The sequence below is a fragment of the Limnobacter thiooxidans genome (assembly GCF_036323495.1).
Classification (GTDB): Bacteria; Pseudomonadota; Gammaproteobacteria; order Burkholderiales; family Burkholderiaceae_B; genus Limnobacter; species Limnobacter thiooxidans.
Genome location: NZ_AP028947.1, coordinates 575,996 through 591,216 on the forward strand (window position 1 = coordinate 575,996; position 15,221 = coordinate 591,216).

General features: G+C 55.2%; 18 protein-coding genes. 12 read left to right on the forward strand and 6 right to left on the reverse strand.

What is annotated here, in order from left to right:
• Positions 1–60: 60 nt before the first annotated feature.
• Entirely contained in the window at positions 61–939 is an 879-nt protein-coding gene (locus RGQ30_RS02615) for a PAAR domain-containing protein (protein WP_338284688.1), read from the reverse strand.
• Between the two features lie 64 nt (positions 940–1,003).
• Between RGQ30_RS02615 and RGQ30_RS02620 the strand changes: the two genes are divergently transcribed.
• Complete coding sequence (locus RGQ30_RS02620; RefSeq protein WP_130558463.1) at positions 1,004–1,591, forward strand: IMPACT family protein; 588 nt, start codon at positions 1,004–1,006, stop codon at positions 1,589–1,591.
• 24 nt (positions 1,592–1,615) lie between these two features.
• On the opposite strand, the gene RGQ30_RS02625 is transcribed toward RGQ30_RS02620, so the two are convergent.
• The gene (locus RGQ30_RS02625) at positions 1,616–2,074 is read right to left on the reverse strand and encodes a hypothetical protein (protein WP_130558462.1); all 459 of its coding nucleotides are present in this window, start codon (positions 2,072–2,074) and stop codon (positions 1,616–1,618) included.
• 216 nt (positions 2,075–2,290) lie between these two features.
• Between RGQ30_RS02625 and RGQ30_RS02630 the strand changes: the two genes are divergently transcribed.
• A complete protein-coding gene (locus tag RGQ30_RS02630) occupies positions 2,291–2,638 on the forward strand; it encodes a hypothetical protein (protein WP_130558461.1) in 348 nt (115 codons plus the stop codon).
• Positions 2,639–2,751: 113 nt separating this feature from the next.
• Positions 2,752–4,020, forward strand: coding sequence for a nitrate regulatory protein (locus tag RGQ30_RS02635; protein ID WP_130558460.1), 1,269 nt, complete (start codon positions 2,752–2,754; stop codon positions 4,018–4,020).
• A 12-nt stretch (positions 4,021–4,032) separates the two neighbouring features.
• On the opposite strand, the gene RGQ30_RS02640 is transcribed toward RGQ30_RS02635, so the two are convergent.
• A complete protein-coding gene (locus RGQ30_RS02640) occupies positions 4,033–5,655 on the reverse strand; it encodes an NAD(P)/FAD-dependent oxidoreductase (protein WP_130558459.1) in 1,623 nt (540 codons plus the stop codon).
• Between the two features lie 146 nt (positions 5,656–5,801).
• Between RGQ30_RS02640 and RGQ30_RS02645 the strand changes: the two genes are divergently transcribed.
• From RGQ30_RS02645 to RGQ30_RS02655, 3 genes are read left to right on the forward strand one after another with little or no spacing between them, the layout of a single operon-like run.
• Positions 5,802–6,419 carry a hypothetical protein gene (locus tag RGQ30_RS02645; RefSeq protein WP_130558458.1) on the forward strand — a complete coding sequence of 206 codons (618 nt, stop codon included), beginning with the start codon at positions 5,802–5,804 and terminating at the stop codon, positions 6,417–6,419.
• A 27-nt stretch (positions 6,420–6,446) separates the two neighbouring features.
• Entirely contained in the window at positions 6,447–7,283 is an 837-nt protein-coding gene (locus tag RGQ30_RS02650; protein WP_130558457.1) for a helix-turn-helix domain-containing protein, read from the forward strand.
• Positions 7,280–8,101, forward strand: coding sequence for an Lnb N-terminal periplasmic domain-containing protein (locus tag RGQ30_RS02655; RefSeq protein ID WP_420915156.1), 822 nt, complete (start codon positions 7,280–7,282; stop codon positions 8,099–8,101). Before RGQ30_RS02650 ends, RGQ30_RS02655 begins: the two co-directional genes overlap by 4 nt.
• A 33-nt stretch (positions 8,102–8,134) precedes the next feature.
• On the opposite strand, the gene RGQ30_RS02660 is transcribed toward RGQ30_RS02655, so the two are convergent.
• Entirely contained in the window at positions 8,135–9,346 is a 1,212-nt protein-coding gene (locus RGQ30_RS02660) for an MBL fold metallo-hydrolase (protein WP_130558456.1), read from the reverse strand.
• A gap of 52 nt (positions 9,347–9,398) precedes the next feature.
• Positions 9,399–10,298, reverse strand: coding sequence for an alpha/beta hydrolase (locus RGQ30_RS02665; protein ID WP_130558455.1), 900 nt, complete (start codon positions 10,296–10,298; stop codon positions 9,399–9,401).
• Between the two features lie 177 nt (positions 10,299–10,475).
• Here RGQ30_RS02665 and RGQ30_RS02670 point away from each other — a divergent pair, with 177 nt between their 5' ends.
• Positions 10,476–11,981 carry a flavin-containing monooxygenase gene (locus RGQ30_RS02670; protein ID WP_130558454.1) on the forward strand — a complete coding sequence of 502 codons (1,506 nt, stop codon included), beginning with the start codon at positions 10,476–10,478 and terminating at the stop codon, positions 11,979–11,981.
• A gap of 63 nt (positions 11,982–12,044) precedes the next feature.
• Here the strand turns inward: RGQ30_RS02670 and RGQ30_RS02675 are convergent, their stop codons facing one another.
• Positions 12,045–12,290 carry a DUF1653 domain-containing protein gene (locus RGQ30_RS02675; RefSeq protein ID WP_130558453.1) on the reverse strand — a complete coding sequence of 82 codons (246 nt, stop codon included), beginning with the start codon at positions 12,288–12,290 and terminating at the stop codon, positions 12,045–12,047.
• A gap of 125 nt (positions 12,291–12,415) precedes the next feature.
• On the opposite strand from RGQ30_RS02675, the gene RGQ30_RS02680 reads away from it, so the two are divergent.
• From RGQ30_RS02680 to RGQ30_RS02700, 5 genes are all read left to right on the forward strand, one after another.
• Positions 12,416–12,754: a hypothetical protein gene (locus RGQ30_RS02680; RefSeq protein ID WP_130558452.1), complete on the forward strand. Its 339-nt coding sequence runs from the start codon at positions 12,416–12,418 to the stop codon at positions 12,752–12,754.
• Positions 12,755–12,772: 18 nt separating this feature from the next.
• Complete coding sequence (locus RGQ30_RS02685; protein ID WP_130558451.1) at positions 12,773–13,342, forward strand: YggT family protein; 570 nt, start codon at positions 12,773–12,775, stop codon at positions 13,340–13,342.
• Positions 13,343–13,474: 132 nt separating this feature from the next.
• Positions 13,475–13,942 carry a type IV pilin protein gene (locus RGQ30_RS02690; RefSeq protein ID WP_338284690.1) on the forward strand — a complete coding sequence of 156 codons (468 nt, stop codon included), beginning with the start codon at positions 13,475–13,477 and terminating at the stop codon, positions 13,940–13,942.
• Positions 13,939–14,481 (forward strand): prepilin-type N-terminal cleavage/methylation domain-containing protein, encoded by a 543-nt coding sequence (locus RGQ30_RS02695; protein ID WP_338284691.1) that lies wholly within the window; start codon positions 13,939–13,941, stop codon positions 14,479–14,481. Before RGQ30_RS02690 ends, RGQ30_RS02695 begins: the two co-directional genes overlap by 4 nt.
• Positions 14,475–15,209: a PilW family protein gene (locus RGQ30_RS02700; RefSeq protein WP_130558448.1), complete on the forward strand. Its 735-nt coding sequence runs from the start codon at positions 14,475–14,477 to the stop codon at positions 15,207–15,209. The genes RGQ30_RS02695 and RGQ30_RS02700 overlap by 7 nt, the downstream gene beginning before the upstream one ends.
• The last annotated feature ends 12 nt before the right edge of the window (positions 15,210–15,221 follow it).

Sequence of the window (15,221 nt, forward strand, 5' to 3'; positions counted from 1 at the left end):
AAAACCGCGCACAAAAGCGCCAACAAAAACGAGTACAAACACAGGCCTGGGTGGCTTGCATTACTTTTTCCCGCCATGGTGCTTGTCGTACCAACCGCCGTAATAGTCTGCATAATTTTGGCCTGTTGTGGATGTAAATTCGCCGTTGCCAAATTGTGATCCAATTTTTCGTATGGCGACTTCGGCATTGCCGTCTTTCAAATACTGGTTGTAGGCCTGAATGTAGCTTGCATGGTTTTTCGGGTTTCCGGCAATACCAATATCGGGTCCGCCTGCTGCAATGATTTCCCTTTGCACCTGAATATTTTTCAAGGTGGCAGCACCTTCGTCGTCCAACGCGCCATTGAGGTAGGCTTGCCTTGAACTGGTATTAAGCTGATAAGGGTGCAGGGCATGACCCACTTCATGGGCCAGAATCTGTGTGGCCTGGTTGGGGTCAGTTTTCAGTTGGATGTCCAGCGTGATTGTCTTGGTGCGCCGGTCAGCATAGGAACCTTGGCCAGCAAGGCCATAGTCGACTGTCCAGCCCTGACTTTGCAAGGTTTTCAAATTGCTGTTCAGGGTGGGTGACATGGCCACCAGCGCATCGACACTTTGCCCCAGTTTTCCATTGAGCATTGAACTTGGAGGATTCGTGGGGCTTGGCACCGCTGGAGCACCCCCTGAACCGTTAGCGGCCGCAATCAAGGTTGCGCCACACGCGATTTTGTGACCATGCAGGGCCACCGCCATGTAGTTGTCGGTGAACATCGCCAAACCTTCAACAATTGGAAACACATGGGGTTTGCACAATGGGCAGGTGACCATGTCGCCAACCCTTGCAATCGGGCGACCCTGTACTGTGGTGGTCAGGCTGCCCGAGATCACCACGCCGCCATGGCTGGTGGTGTCGCCGACCAAAATTTGGGCTCGACCTTGGATAATGGGTCTGGAAGACATGGACAAGGAAAGTAAACTATGGAATCCATTTAAGTAGTCAAACCCCGTCAGGTGGTTCCTTTCCATGTTTTATTCAATTGCCGAAGCTGTCCATGCGGATTTGCTGATCAAGAAAAGCAGGTTCATCGCGTGCGTTGAGCCCGTTCAAGACCGCGCGGCGGCGTTGAAAATTGTGACCCGCTTGCGCGAGCAGCATCCCGGTGCTGCGCATGTTTGCTGGGCCTTGATGGCAGGTGGGCAGTCAGCAGCAGTGGACGATGGCGAACCCAGTGGCACGGCCGGACGGCCCATGCTGGAGGTGTTGCGTCACCAAAACCTGGAAGGGGTGCTGGCCACGGTGGTGCGCTATTTTGGTGGCGTGAAACTTGGGGCAGGCGGTTTGGTTGGTGCGTATACCGACGCCGTGGCGCAAGCGGTTAAAAATGCCCACAAAATTCCGATCATCAAACGTTCCGTTTTGAATTGTCGCTTTGCCTATTCGCTAGAAGGTTTGGTGCGCCGGGAAGTGGAGCAAGCCGGCGCCAGGTTTTTGAATGTGCAACACGACAGCGATGTGCTGTGCGCAATCGAAGTGTCAGAAGCCGAACTGGATCACTTGGTCCTGCGTATCAACGATGGTGCGCAAGGTCGGGTGGTGTGGTTGGCTGATTAAACAATAATTGCAAGAATTGGAAAGTCACTTGAAATGGGGGCGCAACGCGAACAATGGCACTGCGTAAAGGCAGGCAAAGCCAGTGTTCAACACGGCGTTTTGCCAAAAACCGCTGACCAGTGAAAAGGCGGTGTCGGGCAGATACCAAAGCAACACCGACCCTGCCACCATGCCCCAAGCTTCCTTGATACCCCGGCTCATCAATTTGCGCACCACCATGAATATCAACGCGCCCCAGCCGAATAACACGGCACCCATCACGGCGTGCGCCAGTTCAATGTAGGCGGTGGCCGAAGGGTCAAATGTACCAAATTGGTTTGCATTTTTAAAAATCATCAACCCAAAACCTTGCAGGGTCAGACCTGGCAACACAACCATCAGCAGGCCGAACAGCATGGTGAACACTGCCGCAAAACTGAGCCAATTGATCCAGAACAGAGGGATGCTTGAAGTGGCGGCGTTAGAGGTGATTTGTGTTTGCATGGCGAAGCTCCATTGTGTGGCTGAGTTGATGAAGGTTTTAAAGCGAGTCTGACTGTACGGGCCACCAGCCTGCAATAACCTTTGAGGTCAAATGCAAAGCCTCCCGTGTTATCTCGAATTGAAGCCAAGGTGCTGCCAGAAAGGAGTTGAGCAGGAACCACCAAGATTTGTAAAAGTACTTAGCGATCCATTTCAATTTTCAGCAGGTGCTCAATCATGGATTCATACACATCGCCAAGTATTTCGACCATGTCCCGATCCAACCAGATTCACGCAGAAAACATGGCTGTTTATGCGGGTCAACTGGCGGAATTCAAGGCATCGCCCACACGCACCGCAGCATCAAAAATTTCATGGGTAACCGGGACCTTTGGTACTTTGGGGGTCTTGGTTGCTACCCCCGTGACTAGCAGCATGGTGTCGGGGCTCTGGGGGTGTGGCCTTAGTGCAGGTCTCAGTACGTTGTGCTGTATTGCATGTTGCACTGGAAATTCCATCGCGAAAAAGCCAGAAACGCCCAGGCACCCGGATTTACCGGTTGACAACACCAATTACGGTGGCTGATTCAATGCCTGCAACGGGAACAATGGCTTGAGCCACAACGTTTGAATGGGAGACAATACAATGGAGTTTTGCACCCGGTGTGCAAATCCTTGTTTGTATTGTCAGGACTACGCATGAGAACTGCACTGAGTTACCTGGTCGCGGCCCGGCGCTGCGAAATTGACGAATTGGGCAGCTTGGCCCGAACCTGTGATTTGATTCGTGTTGTCAGTGAATTGGTTCACCGATTGCAGCATGAACGGGGTGTTTCAAATTTGTTTCTGGCCTCGAAGGGGCAACAGTACGCTGAACTTCGTGCGCAGCGAATCGCAGCCACGGACACCTCACACCAGGCTGTGCTCCACCTTCTCGACCCGGAAGACAATACAGCCCAGTTCAGTGGTGGCGCGCGCCTTTACACCAAAATTGCACTGGCCCTGCATGCTCTCGACGAGCTTCAGGCGTTGCGCCAGTCGGTAAGCCGGTTGCAGTGCAACCCGCAAGCCAATACAGAGCGTTACAAAAAATTGGTTAATGTTCTACTGGCGTTGATTTTCGAGGCGGCCGACGTCGCAGTTGACCCGGACATCTCTCGCCTGTTGATTGCTTTGTTTCACTTGATGCAGGGCAAGGAATTTGCAGGGCAGGAAAGGGCCACTGGCGGCGCTGCGTTTGCAGCGGGGTGTATTGGCAATGAGCAGAAACAATCGCTTGAGTTCCTGATTGAAATGCAAGACCAGGCCCTTCAGCGTTTTGAATCGTTTGCGGGGCATTTGAACCGCGAGTGGCAGGCTTTGCAGGCCAGCATGCCGCTGGCTGAATTGCAGGGCATGCGCCGCAGTCTTTTAGACAGTCGGGAAGGCAAGCTCAATCGCGCCCTGTCTGACCAATGGTTTTCCTGTTGTACCCTGCGCATGGACGAACTGCACAATGTGGAAATGCACATCGCCAGCGTGTTGCAGCAATTGTGCAGGGATAAAACAAGCAAGCTGCAGCATGAACTGGATGCACAGGAACAGGTGCTGCCTGCTTTCGGCGACCCCGAGGCATTCTCGCCGCTGGCGGCTTTCACCACTCAAGTTTCGCCTGAAAGCCTGCGCGCAGACAGCGAACAAGGCACCGTCGGCCCACACCTGACCCAGGCGGTGGTGGACATGTTGCACGTGCAGTCCGCACGGCTTCAAACCCTGACGGAAGAGCTGGCACAGGTTCGTACTTCACTGGATGAGCGCAAGTTGATTGAGCGCGCCAAGGGTATCTTGATGACCCACCGCGGTCTGGATGAAGAAAGTGCTTACCGCTTTTTGCGCCGAAGTGCGATGGACCACAACCGGAGAATTGTAGAGGTGGCCCAGTCGGTGTTGTCGTTGTCTGAAGTGCTGCCGGGTCCGGGAAAGCCTTGAGTACACCGCACTTTATTGGATAAACAACTGTTTGGCGACGGCTTCCGCCACCTCAATGCCGTCTACCCCGGCAGAAAGAATACCGCCCGCATAGCTGGCCCCTTCGCCCGCGGGGTAAAGCCCTTTCACATTCAGACTCTGGAAGTCGTCGCCACGTGTAATGCGCAAGGGCGAAGATGTGCGGGTTTCAACGCCGGTCAACACCGCGTCGTGCATGTCGAAGCCTTTGATCTTTTTGCCGAAAGCGGGCAGTGCTTCGCGTATGGCAGTGATGGCATATTCAGGCAGGGCCGTGGCCAGGTCGGTGAGGTGCACGCCTGGCTTGTAGGAAGGCTCCACGCTGCCCAATTCAGTGGATGGTTTGCCGGCGATGAAGTCGCCAACCAGTTGGCCAGGTGCCTCGTAATTGCTTCCACCCAGCGTGAATGCATTGGATTCCAATTGGCGTTGAAAATCAATACCCGCCAGTGGGCCACCGGGGTAGTCGGCCGGGCTGATGCCCACCACGATACCTGCGTTGGCATTGCGTTCATTGCGTGAATACTGGCTCATGCCGTTGGTCACCACGCGGTTTTCTTCAGAGGTGGCGGCCACCACCGTGCCACCAGGGCACATGCAAAAGCTGTACACCGAGCGGCCGTTGGCGGCGTGGTGTACAAGTTTGTAATCGGCCGCACCCAGCAGCGGGTGCCCTGCATGTTGGCCCAAACGGGCGCGGTCAATCAAGCCTTGCGGGTGTTCAATTCGAAAGCCGACCGAAAAGGGTTTGGCTTCCATGTACACGCCGCGCTCGTGCAGCTTGGCGAAGGTGTCGCGCGAGCTGTGCCCCAGCGCCAGCACCACGTGGTCTGCGCGCAATTCGTAGTGGCTGTTGTCCTGAAGGTTTTCAATGGTCAGGCCGCGAATATGGCCGTCTTCAATCAGGAAGTCGCTGACCCGCTGCTGGAAGCGAATTTCACCGCCCATGGCAATGATTTGTTCGCGCATGTTTTCAACAACCTTGACCAAGCGGAAGGTGCCAATGTGAGGCTTGCTGACCAGCAGAATTTCTTCAGGCGCACCGGCTTTGACAAACTCGGTCATCACCTTGCGGCCCAAAAAGCGGGGGTCCTTGATCTGGCTCCACAGCTTGCCGTCTGAAAACGTACCAGCGCCACCTTCACCAAACTGCACGTTCGATTCGGTGTGCAACACGCGTTTGCGCCACAGCCCCCAGGTGTCTTTCGTGCGTTCACGAACCGGCTTGCCACGTTCAATTACAATCGGCTTGAAGCCCATCTGTGCCAGCATCATGGCCGCAAAAATACCGCAAGGGCCGAAGCCAATCACCACGGGCCGAATGGCGGGCGCCTCTTTCACCTGGGTGATGAGGTGGTAAGCCATGTCGGGCGCCGGGCGAATGTGCGAATTGGTGGCAAATTTGGCCAGCAATTTCGCTTCAAGCTGCGGGTTACCCAACTCAACATCCACGATGTAGACCAGCAGCAACTTTTGCTTGCGCGCGTCGTAGCTTCGTTTGTAAATCGCGTGGCTTTGAATGTCCGCAGGCGATATGTCGAGTGTGCGGACGATCAGTTCCTGCAGGGCGTGTTCGGGGTGGTCAAGCGGCAGCTTGAGTTCGGAGAGGCGGATCATGGCGGTAGTACCTTGTGGATCTGTTTTTCGGATCAAGCCGGCATTTTAAGCTGTTGCCTGCCAGCTCGTCACCAAATTTTGCGTGGTGATTAGCCACAACGGGTCACCCGTTTCCACTTGGCCTGTTCATCCAGTAAGGTCATGAATTGCACATTCCGCAATTGGGCGACGTGTTTCCTGCTTCCGTGATGAATCAAATTCGAAACTACCCGCTTGCCCTGTTGATTCTGGCCTTGTCCGCTGCCGCGCAAGCTTCTCCTGACTGGGTGTATGCCACCCACGCGAACATATCCATTCCGGAAGGTTCGCCACTGATTCACATGCCCAGCTTGGAAGATGAAACCCTTCATGAGTTTGTCGGGCAGGTTGAGTTGGCGGGCAAGGTGCAGGTTGGGTGGTACAGGTGGATTGCTGAAGACTCGATTGAAATTGAAATGGAGCTGATATTTGTGCCCGCGGCCGAGCAGCACACCAAGCTTCCGGTGGTTCAACACCCCTTGGAGCCGCCCACATTGCCCAAGCTGATTTCCCTGGATATTCCCAATGGTGACGAAAGCGCCATGCTGACGCGCTTGTTTGGGGAAAAGCTGGCCGCCGACATTCTGAAAAAACGCTTGAATAGGTCTGTGGAAGGAATAATCACTTTCAACACCTACCAAACGCGGGTTGAATGCGATCGCCGGTTTTTCCGCGCAACCCCGGTCTCTTTTACGCCCACAGCCAAGCCAAAGGTGTTGGGCAGCTTGCCTCAACTGGGTTGCTGAAAACCCGGTTTTTAAACCTTGCAGGTCATGATTGCAATAACCTGCAAGGTCATGGATGCCATTCAATTTCCATGGCAGTATTCAAGCATGAACATACACGCCCCCTCAAGACACGCTGGAATTTGCCTGCGCGATTTGCGTGCAAGACAGAAAGTCAGCCAGCTCGACCTGGCCTTGCGCGTTGGTGTTTCTCAACGACACCTCAGTTGCATTGAAACCGGCAAGGCCAGCGCCAGCAAGGAAATGCTGCTGGCCCTGCTGGAAGGCCTGGATGCGCCGCTGAGCCAGCGCAACGAAACACTGGTGGCCGCGGGCTTCGCCCCGGTGTTTGGCCACCGGCCGATTGATCACCGCGAGATGAGCACCATCAATCAAGTGATCGACCTGCTGTTGATGGGGCCGCAGGCCGCCCCTGCCATAGTGCTTGACAGTGCATGGAACCTGGTGAAATTCAACCCCGGTTTTGTGCGCCTGATCGAGTTGCTTGAATTTGACTTGACCGCTTTGCAGGCCACCCCCAATGTATTGCTGGCCTTGGCCGCTCCCGGTGGCTTGGGCACGCGCCTGTTGAACCCCGATGAGGTGCTGGACGATGTGTTGCGTCGTGCACAGCGTGAAGCCTTGCACATTCCTGCACTGCAAGCCGTGCTGGATGCCTTGCCTGCCAACCTGCGCAACACCCGGCAGCATCACGGGCCTGTTAGCGGCCCCACGCTGGAAACCCGTTTCAGCAGCAGTGTTGGGGAATTGCGCTTCATCTCCACCTTCACCACCTTTGGTGCACCCATGGACATCACGGCGGCTTCACTTCGCATTGAGCACATGTTCCCGGCTGATGAGCAAACCTGGGCGGCCTTCTCGTGATACGGCATTTCCTGTTGGTGGTCTTGATTGCCTTGGGTGCATTCGCGGCCTGGTGGCTGTTGCAAAAGCCCAGTCACGACCGCCCTTGGGCGGATGACGTGGCCGAACTGTTACACCCCGAGGTGCAAGGCGATGCCGTGGTGCTGCACAACGTGCGCAATTTTGTATGGCGCACTGAAACCGATTACACCGTGCGTTGGGACACGCGGCGCTATGACCTGTCGACGCTTCAAAGTGCAGACCTTGTTTTGTCTTACTGGATGGGGCCTGCAATCGCCCACACCTTGGTGTCGTTTGGTTTCGCGGATGGCAGCTATCTGACTTTCTCCCTGGAAATACGCAAGGAAAAAGGCGAGGAGTTTTCTGCATGGAAGGGCTTTTTTCGACAGTACGAAGCCATACTGGTGGCCGCTGACGAAGCGGATATTGTGCGCACCCGCAGCAATGCACGCGGTGAAGATGTGTACATCTACCGTCTCGACATTCCACCCGAACAACTCAAAACACTATTTCTGGCTTACGTAGAACGCGCCACTGAATTGGAGAAGGCCCCCGCGTTTTACAACACCCTGACGAGCAATTGCACCACCGTGGTTTACGAAATCGCCAAACAGATCGTGCCTGATTTGCCGCTGGACTATCGCCTCCTGGCCAGTGGTTATTTTGATGAATACGCGCACGAACAGGGTGGTTTGGTGAAAGGTTTCAGCCTGGATGAGCTGAAGCAGAAAGGCTATATTGTGCCCCGTGCAAAAGCCGCTCAGTCTGGCGAAAACTTTTCTGAAGTGATTCGCCGGGGTGTGCCCGGCATGCATTGAACACACCGGGGCCGTTTGTACTTCACGCAGGTTTTAGCAGCCCCCAGCCCAGCGTGGGTCGTTGATCTTGTAGCTGCGTGGTTTCATGTAATCAACCGGGTCGCGCAGGTAGTCCACCACAGGTGGTTGCGGCAGTTTGCCCACAGCATTCAGCCAACTGTTCTCATAGGCTGCGGCACCGCCACCAATTCCGGGTGTCCATGCATCATGGTGGGTTGGCAGCGCCACTTTGGGTTTAGCCATGGCCACATAGGCCAGCGCGTCGCGGTAGGCGCTTGTAATCAAACCAAAGCCCACAATGGCATTCAATTGCACATCCACACATTCCGGCAAATTTTGAATGGCCGTGGCAATGGCCTCGCTGTCAGCATTGCCTGCTTTCATTGTGCCGGTGGAGTCGTGCCAGAACCATGAAAAATCATCCACGCGGAAATGGTAAGCCCAAGTGCCGCCGCCCGGTTGGCCCACGCCGCCGTCATCCTGAAGCGTGCCCACAAAACGAAGTGCTTCGGCCACGCTGGTGTTGAGGTAGGTGGGAAAGGTCAACACATCGGGAATGTAAACCAGGGGCATGCCACCGCTGAGCAAATCAGTGGGTTCAGCGGACGAGTGGGTGTGTTGAACGACATGCACCGCAGGCAGGTCTTCCCAAACCTGGATGGCCTGGGTGCTGCCCACGCCTGGTGTTGCTTGGTCGCCCAAATTCAAACAGGGAAAGGTGGCGGCAATGCCTTCGTTCGCGGCGCGTTCGCGTGCAATGTCGCACACGGTGCTGCCGCCAATGACCAATGCGTTGGACAGGCCAGCGACATAACCGGCATCCGCTGCATGATCGAAGTGACCGTGGCCAATGAAGATTGCTTCAGGTCGAATTGCAGCCAGTTCTTCACGGCCAATGGGCACGTAGTTGGCGTGCAACCCGACAATTTCCCAAGCGTCCATCAGGAACAAATGCCCCTTCATGCTGACAATGAAACTGGATACGCCAACCCACCAGAATTTGACCTCATCGGGGTCCATGGCATTCGGGCCCAGTATCCGTTCGCGAATGGCTTGCAGCTCCGCAGGGGCGGGTGTGGCCGCAGGCAGGGGGGTGAAATTGCCTGCGTTGAACACGTTGTGCCGTGCTTCGTTGGGCGCTACCGTACGCGGGTTTGTAATAGCTTGTTCACTGCCGCTGCCCAGGCAGCCGGACAAAAGCAGGCTGCAGGCCAGAAGGCCTGCGCGTTGAATTGTGCTTGTCATTGTTGTGGTGTTGAATGTGTCTCCAACACCTTGTACTGGCCAGTGGGGCTGATCAGATGCTTTTCAGCAGTGGCGAGAAAAACCGGATGATCTTGGCCAGGTCTTCTTTCGCCTCGGGCAAAGCCAGGTTCATGGTGGGCCAAATGTGGGGCATACCGGGGCGTGTCAGCAGCTCGATTTCTCCACCAACCTGTTTGACTGCATCACGCAGTTGAACGGAATCATCCAGCAGGCACTCACTTTCACTGGCTGTCACCATCAGTGGTGGCAGGCCCTTCAGCTTGCCCAGCAGGGGCGAAGCGCGCTCATCGGCCGGGTCGGCGCCACACAGATACAGGTTGGCTGCGTGTTCAATGATGTGGGCTGACAACATGCTGTCTGTCGCATCGTTGCCTTCAATGGATGGGGACAGCCTGCGCATGTCTGTTGCGGGTGAAATCAGCAAACCACCTTGGGCCGGCAATTTGCGTTTCACTGCATGTTGCAACACGGCCAGGGACAGATTGCCCCCGGCGGAGTCGCCCGCCACGAATATTGGTTCGCCGGCAGGTGTGTCTTTCACCAAGGCTTCGAATGCCGCAATGCAATCCTCCAGTGGAACTGGAAACGGGTTTTCCGGTGCCAAGCGGTAGTCGGCCATGAACACACTAAAACCCAGTGCCTTGGCCAATGCGCCGCAGAAAGGGCGGTACATCGGCGGGTGGCCAGCCACGAAGGCCCCACCATGAATGTAGAGCAGGGCGCCTTTCGGGTTTGGCGGAATTAGCCATTCGCCGGGCACGCCGCCCAATTCACCTTTCTTGAATTTCAAGCCTTTTGGAATGGGGGCCAGCAGGTTGGATGCACCGGTGACCAGGCGGAAGCGGCGCACAAAACCCGCGCCGCTGCCTTTGTAACTTTTCACGGTGATGCTGGCAATTTTGTTCATCAACCTGGCTTGAATGGAGGGCATGGTTTTCCTTGTTCATGGTGAAGTTGGGTATTTATAGCACTGCCTGTTTGTGTCAGTTTAACTGGTCTTTCGATCAAACTTGATAAATCCGGACAAATCAGGAGCGCGGGCTGAAACGCTGTTTTCATGGCGCGAAAAATCGGCACAATAAAAAAAAGACCAATCCACGGAGACATCATGGCCATATTCGACGAAGACATTTTGATCATTGGCGCAGGTTTGTCGGGCATCAGTGCCGCCTGCCATTTGAAAAAAGAATGCCCCACGCGAAAGTTCACAATTCTTGAGCGCCGCACCACCATTGGGGGCACTTGGGACTTGTTCCGTTACCCCGGCATTCGCTCCGATTCGGACATGTTCTCGTTCGGTTTCAAATTCAAGCCCTGGAAGAACGCGCACTTCTTTTCGCAGGGTGGCGACATCCGCAGCTACGTGCACGAAGCCGCTACTGAAAACAAGGTGTTTGACCACATCCGTTTTCAGCGCAAGGTGAGCGATGCCAACTGGGACAGCGAAGCACAGCGCTGGGTGATCAACGCGGTGAATGAAGCCACGGGCGAACCCGAGCAGTACCGCGCGAAATTCATGATGGCCTGTGCCGGTTACTACAATTACGACCAAGGCTACCGCCCCGACTTTCCCGGTGAAAAGAGTTTCAAGGGACAAATTATTCACCCCCAGCATTGGCCGGAAAATCTCGACTACACCGGCAAGAAAGTGGTGGTGATTGGCAGTGGCGCAACTGCGGTCACGCTGATTCCAAGCATGGTCGACAAGGTGGAACACATCACCATGTTGCAGCGTTCACCGTCGTATATTTTCTCGCTGCCGTCGGTAGATGCACTAACCCGCGTGTTGCAGAAAACCCTGCCTTCCAAGCTCGCCTACAAGCTGAACCGCACCCGCACCATTGGGCTTGCACACTTCATGTTCAAAGCCAGCAAAAGCAAACCCGAAGTGGTGCGCCGCTTCCTCATCGCCATGATGCGTCGGCAGTTGAAGGGTTCGAAAGTGGACATTAAGCATTTCACCCCGAATTACATGCCCTGGGATCAGCGTTTGTGCCTGGTGCCGGACGGTGATTTTTTCAAGGCCCTGCGCGGTGGCAAAGCCAGTGTGGCCACAGACACCATCAAGCAGTTCGTGCCCAATGGCATTGAACTGAGTTCAGGTGAAGTGCTTGAAGCCGACATCATCGTGACGGCCACAGGCCTGAATGTGCAAATGGTGGGCGGCATGAAAATCAGCCTGGATGAAACGCCTGTGAATCTGAGCGAAAAAATGTTCTACAAGAGCGCCATGCTTCAGGACCTTCCCAATGCGGCAGTGGTGCTGGGTTATACCCATGCATCATGGACATTGAAGTCCGATTTGGTCAGTGGATTTGTTTGCCGTTTGCTGAACCACATGGACAAGAAGGGACATGCAGTGGCGGTGGCCAAAACAGACACTGTTCAACCAGTGGAAGGCTTCACGGTATTGGGTGGCTTGAATTCAGGTTACCTGAAGCGCGTGGCAGACCAACTGCCGCGTCAGGGTGAAACCCACCCCTGGCACAACCGGCAAGACTATTACCACGACACCAAAACCCTGCTTGAAGACCCGGTTGATGAACCGGGGCTGGTGTTTCAGGCGGCTAAGCCTGCCGCCCCAGCCAAACCCAAGTTGAAGGCTGTGGCCTAAGTTGGTGAGTTGAGGTGGTGACTGAGGGTGGTCACTTAAGGTGATGAATTAAAGGCGCCTGTTTTAGTCGCCGTCCACGCGGGTGAAGCGCTGTGACATGCGTTCACCCACCTGCACCATCTCGAAGAACACCGACATGGGCCGGGTCCATGCCGTGTGGGTATCGCCGCTCAGTGGGCGGTACACCACCACGGGGCTTAAATCACTTTCCTGTACAGCCTGGCAAATGATTTCATACAGGCCACCTTTGTAGTGTCTGTAACGTTCTCCGGGTTTCACGCTGTGGGTTTGTTCGGGTACGTGGCTCATCTTGGTCTCCTGGTGTTTTTTTGCAGTGTACTTCCAAACGGGAATGAGAGTCATATTTCTTGAATATTCAAGGCCATACCGTTAAACTGGCTGGCTGTCCCAGAAGAATTGAAAGGAGTTCCTGAATGCCTGCATCCAAGCGAGCAACCGAGGAAACCAGTAAAACAGCCACCAAGGCAATCCCCAAGGTGGCTTCCAAAGCAAGTGCGAAACCAGCAATGGCAAAAGTGGTTGAAGAGGCTGCTGAAGTGGCTGCAAATGTTTCCGAAAATGCGTCTGCAAGCCGGCCTGTTGCCAGTACCCGCAAACCATCCAAAACTGCGCTGTCCCCGTCGGAAGTGACGCCTCTGGCCTTGTTGACGCCCAGCAAGCCTGCTCGCCGTCGCCGTTCGGGTGCAGCCAAGCCCAGAAAGTTGAAAGGCGCCACCACAACGTGGCCTTTTCCAACGGGCTCACGCCCTTAACTTGCCCACACGCTGACCATGCTGCTAATCGACATACTGCGCTTATTGCTGGAAACTGCGGCCAGCCTGCTGACCTTTTGCCTGTTGCTGCGTGCACTCATGCAATGGGTACGCATTCACCCCAGCAACCCCCTGTCACCATTCATTTTTTCAATGACAGACTGGTTGGTCAAGCCTCTGCGCAAGGGTGTGCCAGGTTATGGCGGCATTGACTGGGCCTCCATTTTTGGCGCCTTCGTGGTGTCGTTTGTGTTGCACATTATCCTGGTTCTGGTCACCGTAGGGCTGGGCAATGGCGGGCCGGGCGTCGGTTCACTGATCACCCTGACCATTCCGATTGCCATATTCTGGGTGCTGCGCAATGTGGCTTACCTCTTGATGGGCATTGTTTTGATTCAGGTGGTACTCAGTTGGGTGAATCCTTTTTCACCAATTGCATCCATCTTGAATGAATTGTCCCGCCCATTCCTGGAGCCGCTACGCCGTGTGCTGCCTACAGTGGGCAATGTCGATTTGTCACCATTGGCATTTTTCCTGATTTTGCAAATCATCATGATGGTGCTGCAAAGCCTCATGCCCGGGTTCTGATCCAAATCTGATTTCCGCCTGTTTTTCCCCACCCCCTCCAAAGAGGCCCCGAGCTAACGTGTAATAGTTAGCGTGGGGTGGGGATGCAACTTTGCTGCACGCTGCCTACACTCAAAGAATGGAATAAACCATTTGGCGGGTGTTGATTTGAAAGCGCAGAAGGCATTTACCCTGATCGAGTTGATGATCGCCCTGCTGATCATGGGCCTGCTGATGCGCTTTGCCATGGCGTCCTACGATGGCTACATCTCGAAAACCCGTCAACTTGAAGCCAAGGAACTGCTGGCCCGTGTCATCAACGAGCAGGCATCCTTCCGCGTGCTTTGCCCTGTGTATGCAATGTCCCTGCAAAGTGGCAGCAGCCTGAACCGCAATTGCGCGAGCCGCTCCCTGACAGTGCCGTTTCCCCTGCAGTCTGAAAGTTACACCTTGTCCATGCAAGCGGCCACGGCTAATAGCTTCGATGTGGTCATTGCCCTTCGGCAAAACGCGCAGCTGAATCGTAGCTCAGCCTGTACACGTATCGTGGCCAGCTGGAATCGCGCATCCATTCAATACTCCGGGTTTGAAGGTGAATGCGGTGGCGGGGTGTGGCAATGAATAGAAGGAATGGCTTTGGTTTGCTGGAGCTCATGACCTGCGTGGTCATCCTGGCCATTGTTGCGGTGGTGGTGTTGCCCTCCTTTTCGAATTATTACAAGCGAGCTGCGCTGGTGGCGTGGATGGGGGCCTTGTCGCAAGCCGAGGTGGCCATACGTACTCAAAGCCGGCGTGATTCATCCAGTTTTCAGCTCAGTGTGCAATACGATCCGCAAACCGACCGCTGGTGCATTGCCGGTGTTCGCAGTGGATCGAACTGCGCCTGCAACACAGGCGGGGCTTGCGACGTGGTAGCCCAGTCCTTTCTCGCCAACAAAGGCGTGTTTGCCGTGAACCAGAGCACCAACTGGACTTTGTCCATTCCCGATGCCATGAGAAAAAACACCAGTCTTGCACAGCCTGCCGTGGAGCAGTTTCCCCTGAGTGTGGATGGCAATGTGGCGGGTGCCTTGCTTCGAGTCGCATTTGATGAATTGGGGCGCTTTGATATTTGCGCGCGCAACGCCCGGGAATACCTGTCGGTGGTGAAAACATGCTGAAAAGAAACGCCGGCTTCACGCTGATTGAACTGATGATTGCCACCCTGGTGGCCACTTTGGTTATCGGCATTGCATTTGGCACATTGGCGCGAATTGCCGGGCAGTCAGGCGGCGCAGCACAGCGCCTGGCCATGGAAGATTTCAATGACACAGCGCTAGTGCTGGCTAACCAGATACGCCGTGCGGGTTTTGGTTCTGTGGCGTCCCCGTCCTCGGCGACCACCTTGTTCACTTGCCCTTACGATGTGTCCACCAACCAGTGCAGAACGCTGGGCGCAGGTGCTGTGGCCCAGTTCGAGTGTGTCAGCGCCCGCTATTTCCAGCCAGAGCAAAACAACTGGATTGAAACCGGTATTCGCCCCCAACCCAATGCGCAGGGGCTGGTTGAACTGCAAATTTCCCGCAGGGAAACACCGACCGAGCCTGCAGGCGCTTCGCTCTGTGAAACAGCAGGCAGTGTGACCTGGGTGGCTTTGACTCAAACCACTGCCTATTCCCTGACCAAGCTGCGGGTTTGTTACCTCAGTTCAGCGAGTGATCAAGACTTGCTGGATGACCTTGAAACCGTGTATTCCAGCCCGGATTGTTACCCCCTGAGTGCAGCATCCGGTGCCCAGCCCAGGGCGAACCTGGCTGCGATTTCAATGGCCGGGCAGTTGTCTGGCAAAGACCCATTTCCCCTGCAAGCGATCCGAGTGATTCATTTGCCCAACATACCCCGAGTTTGAAACGGAGAACAG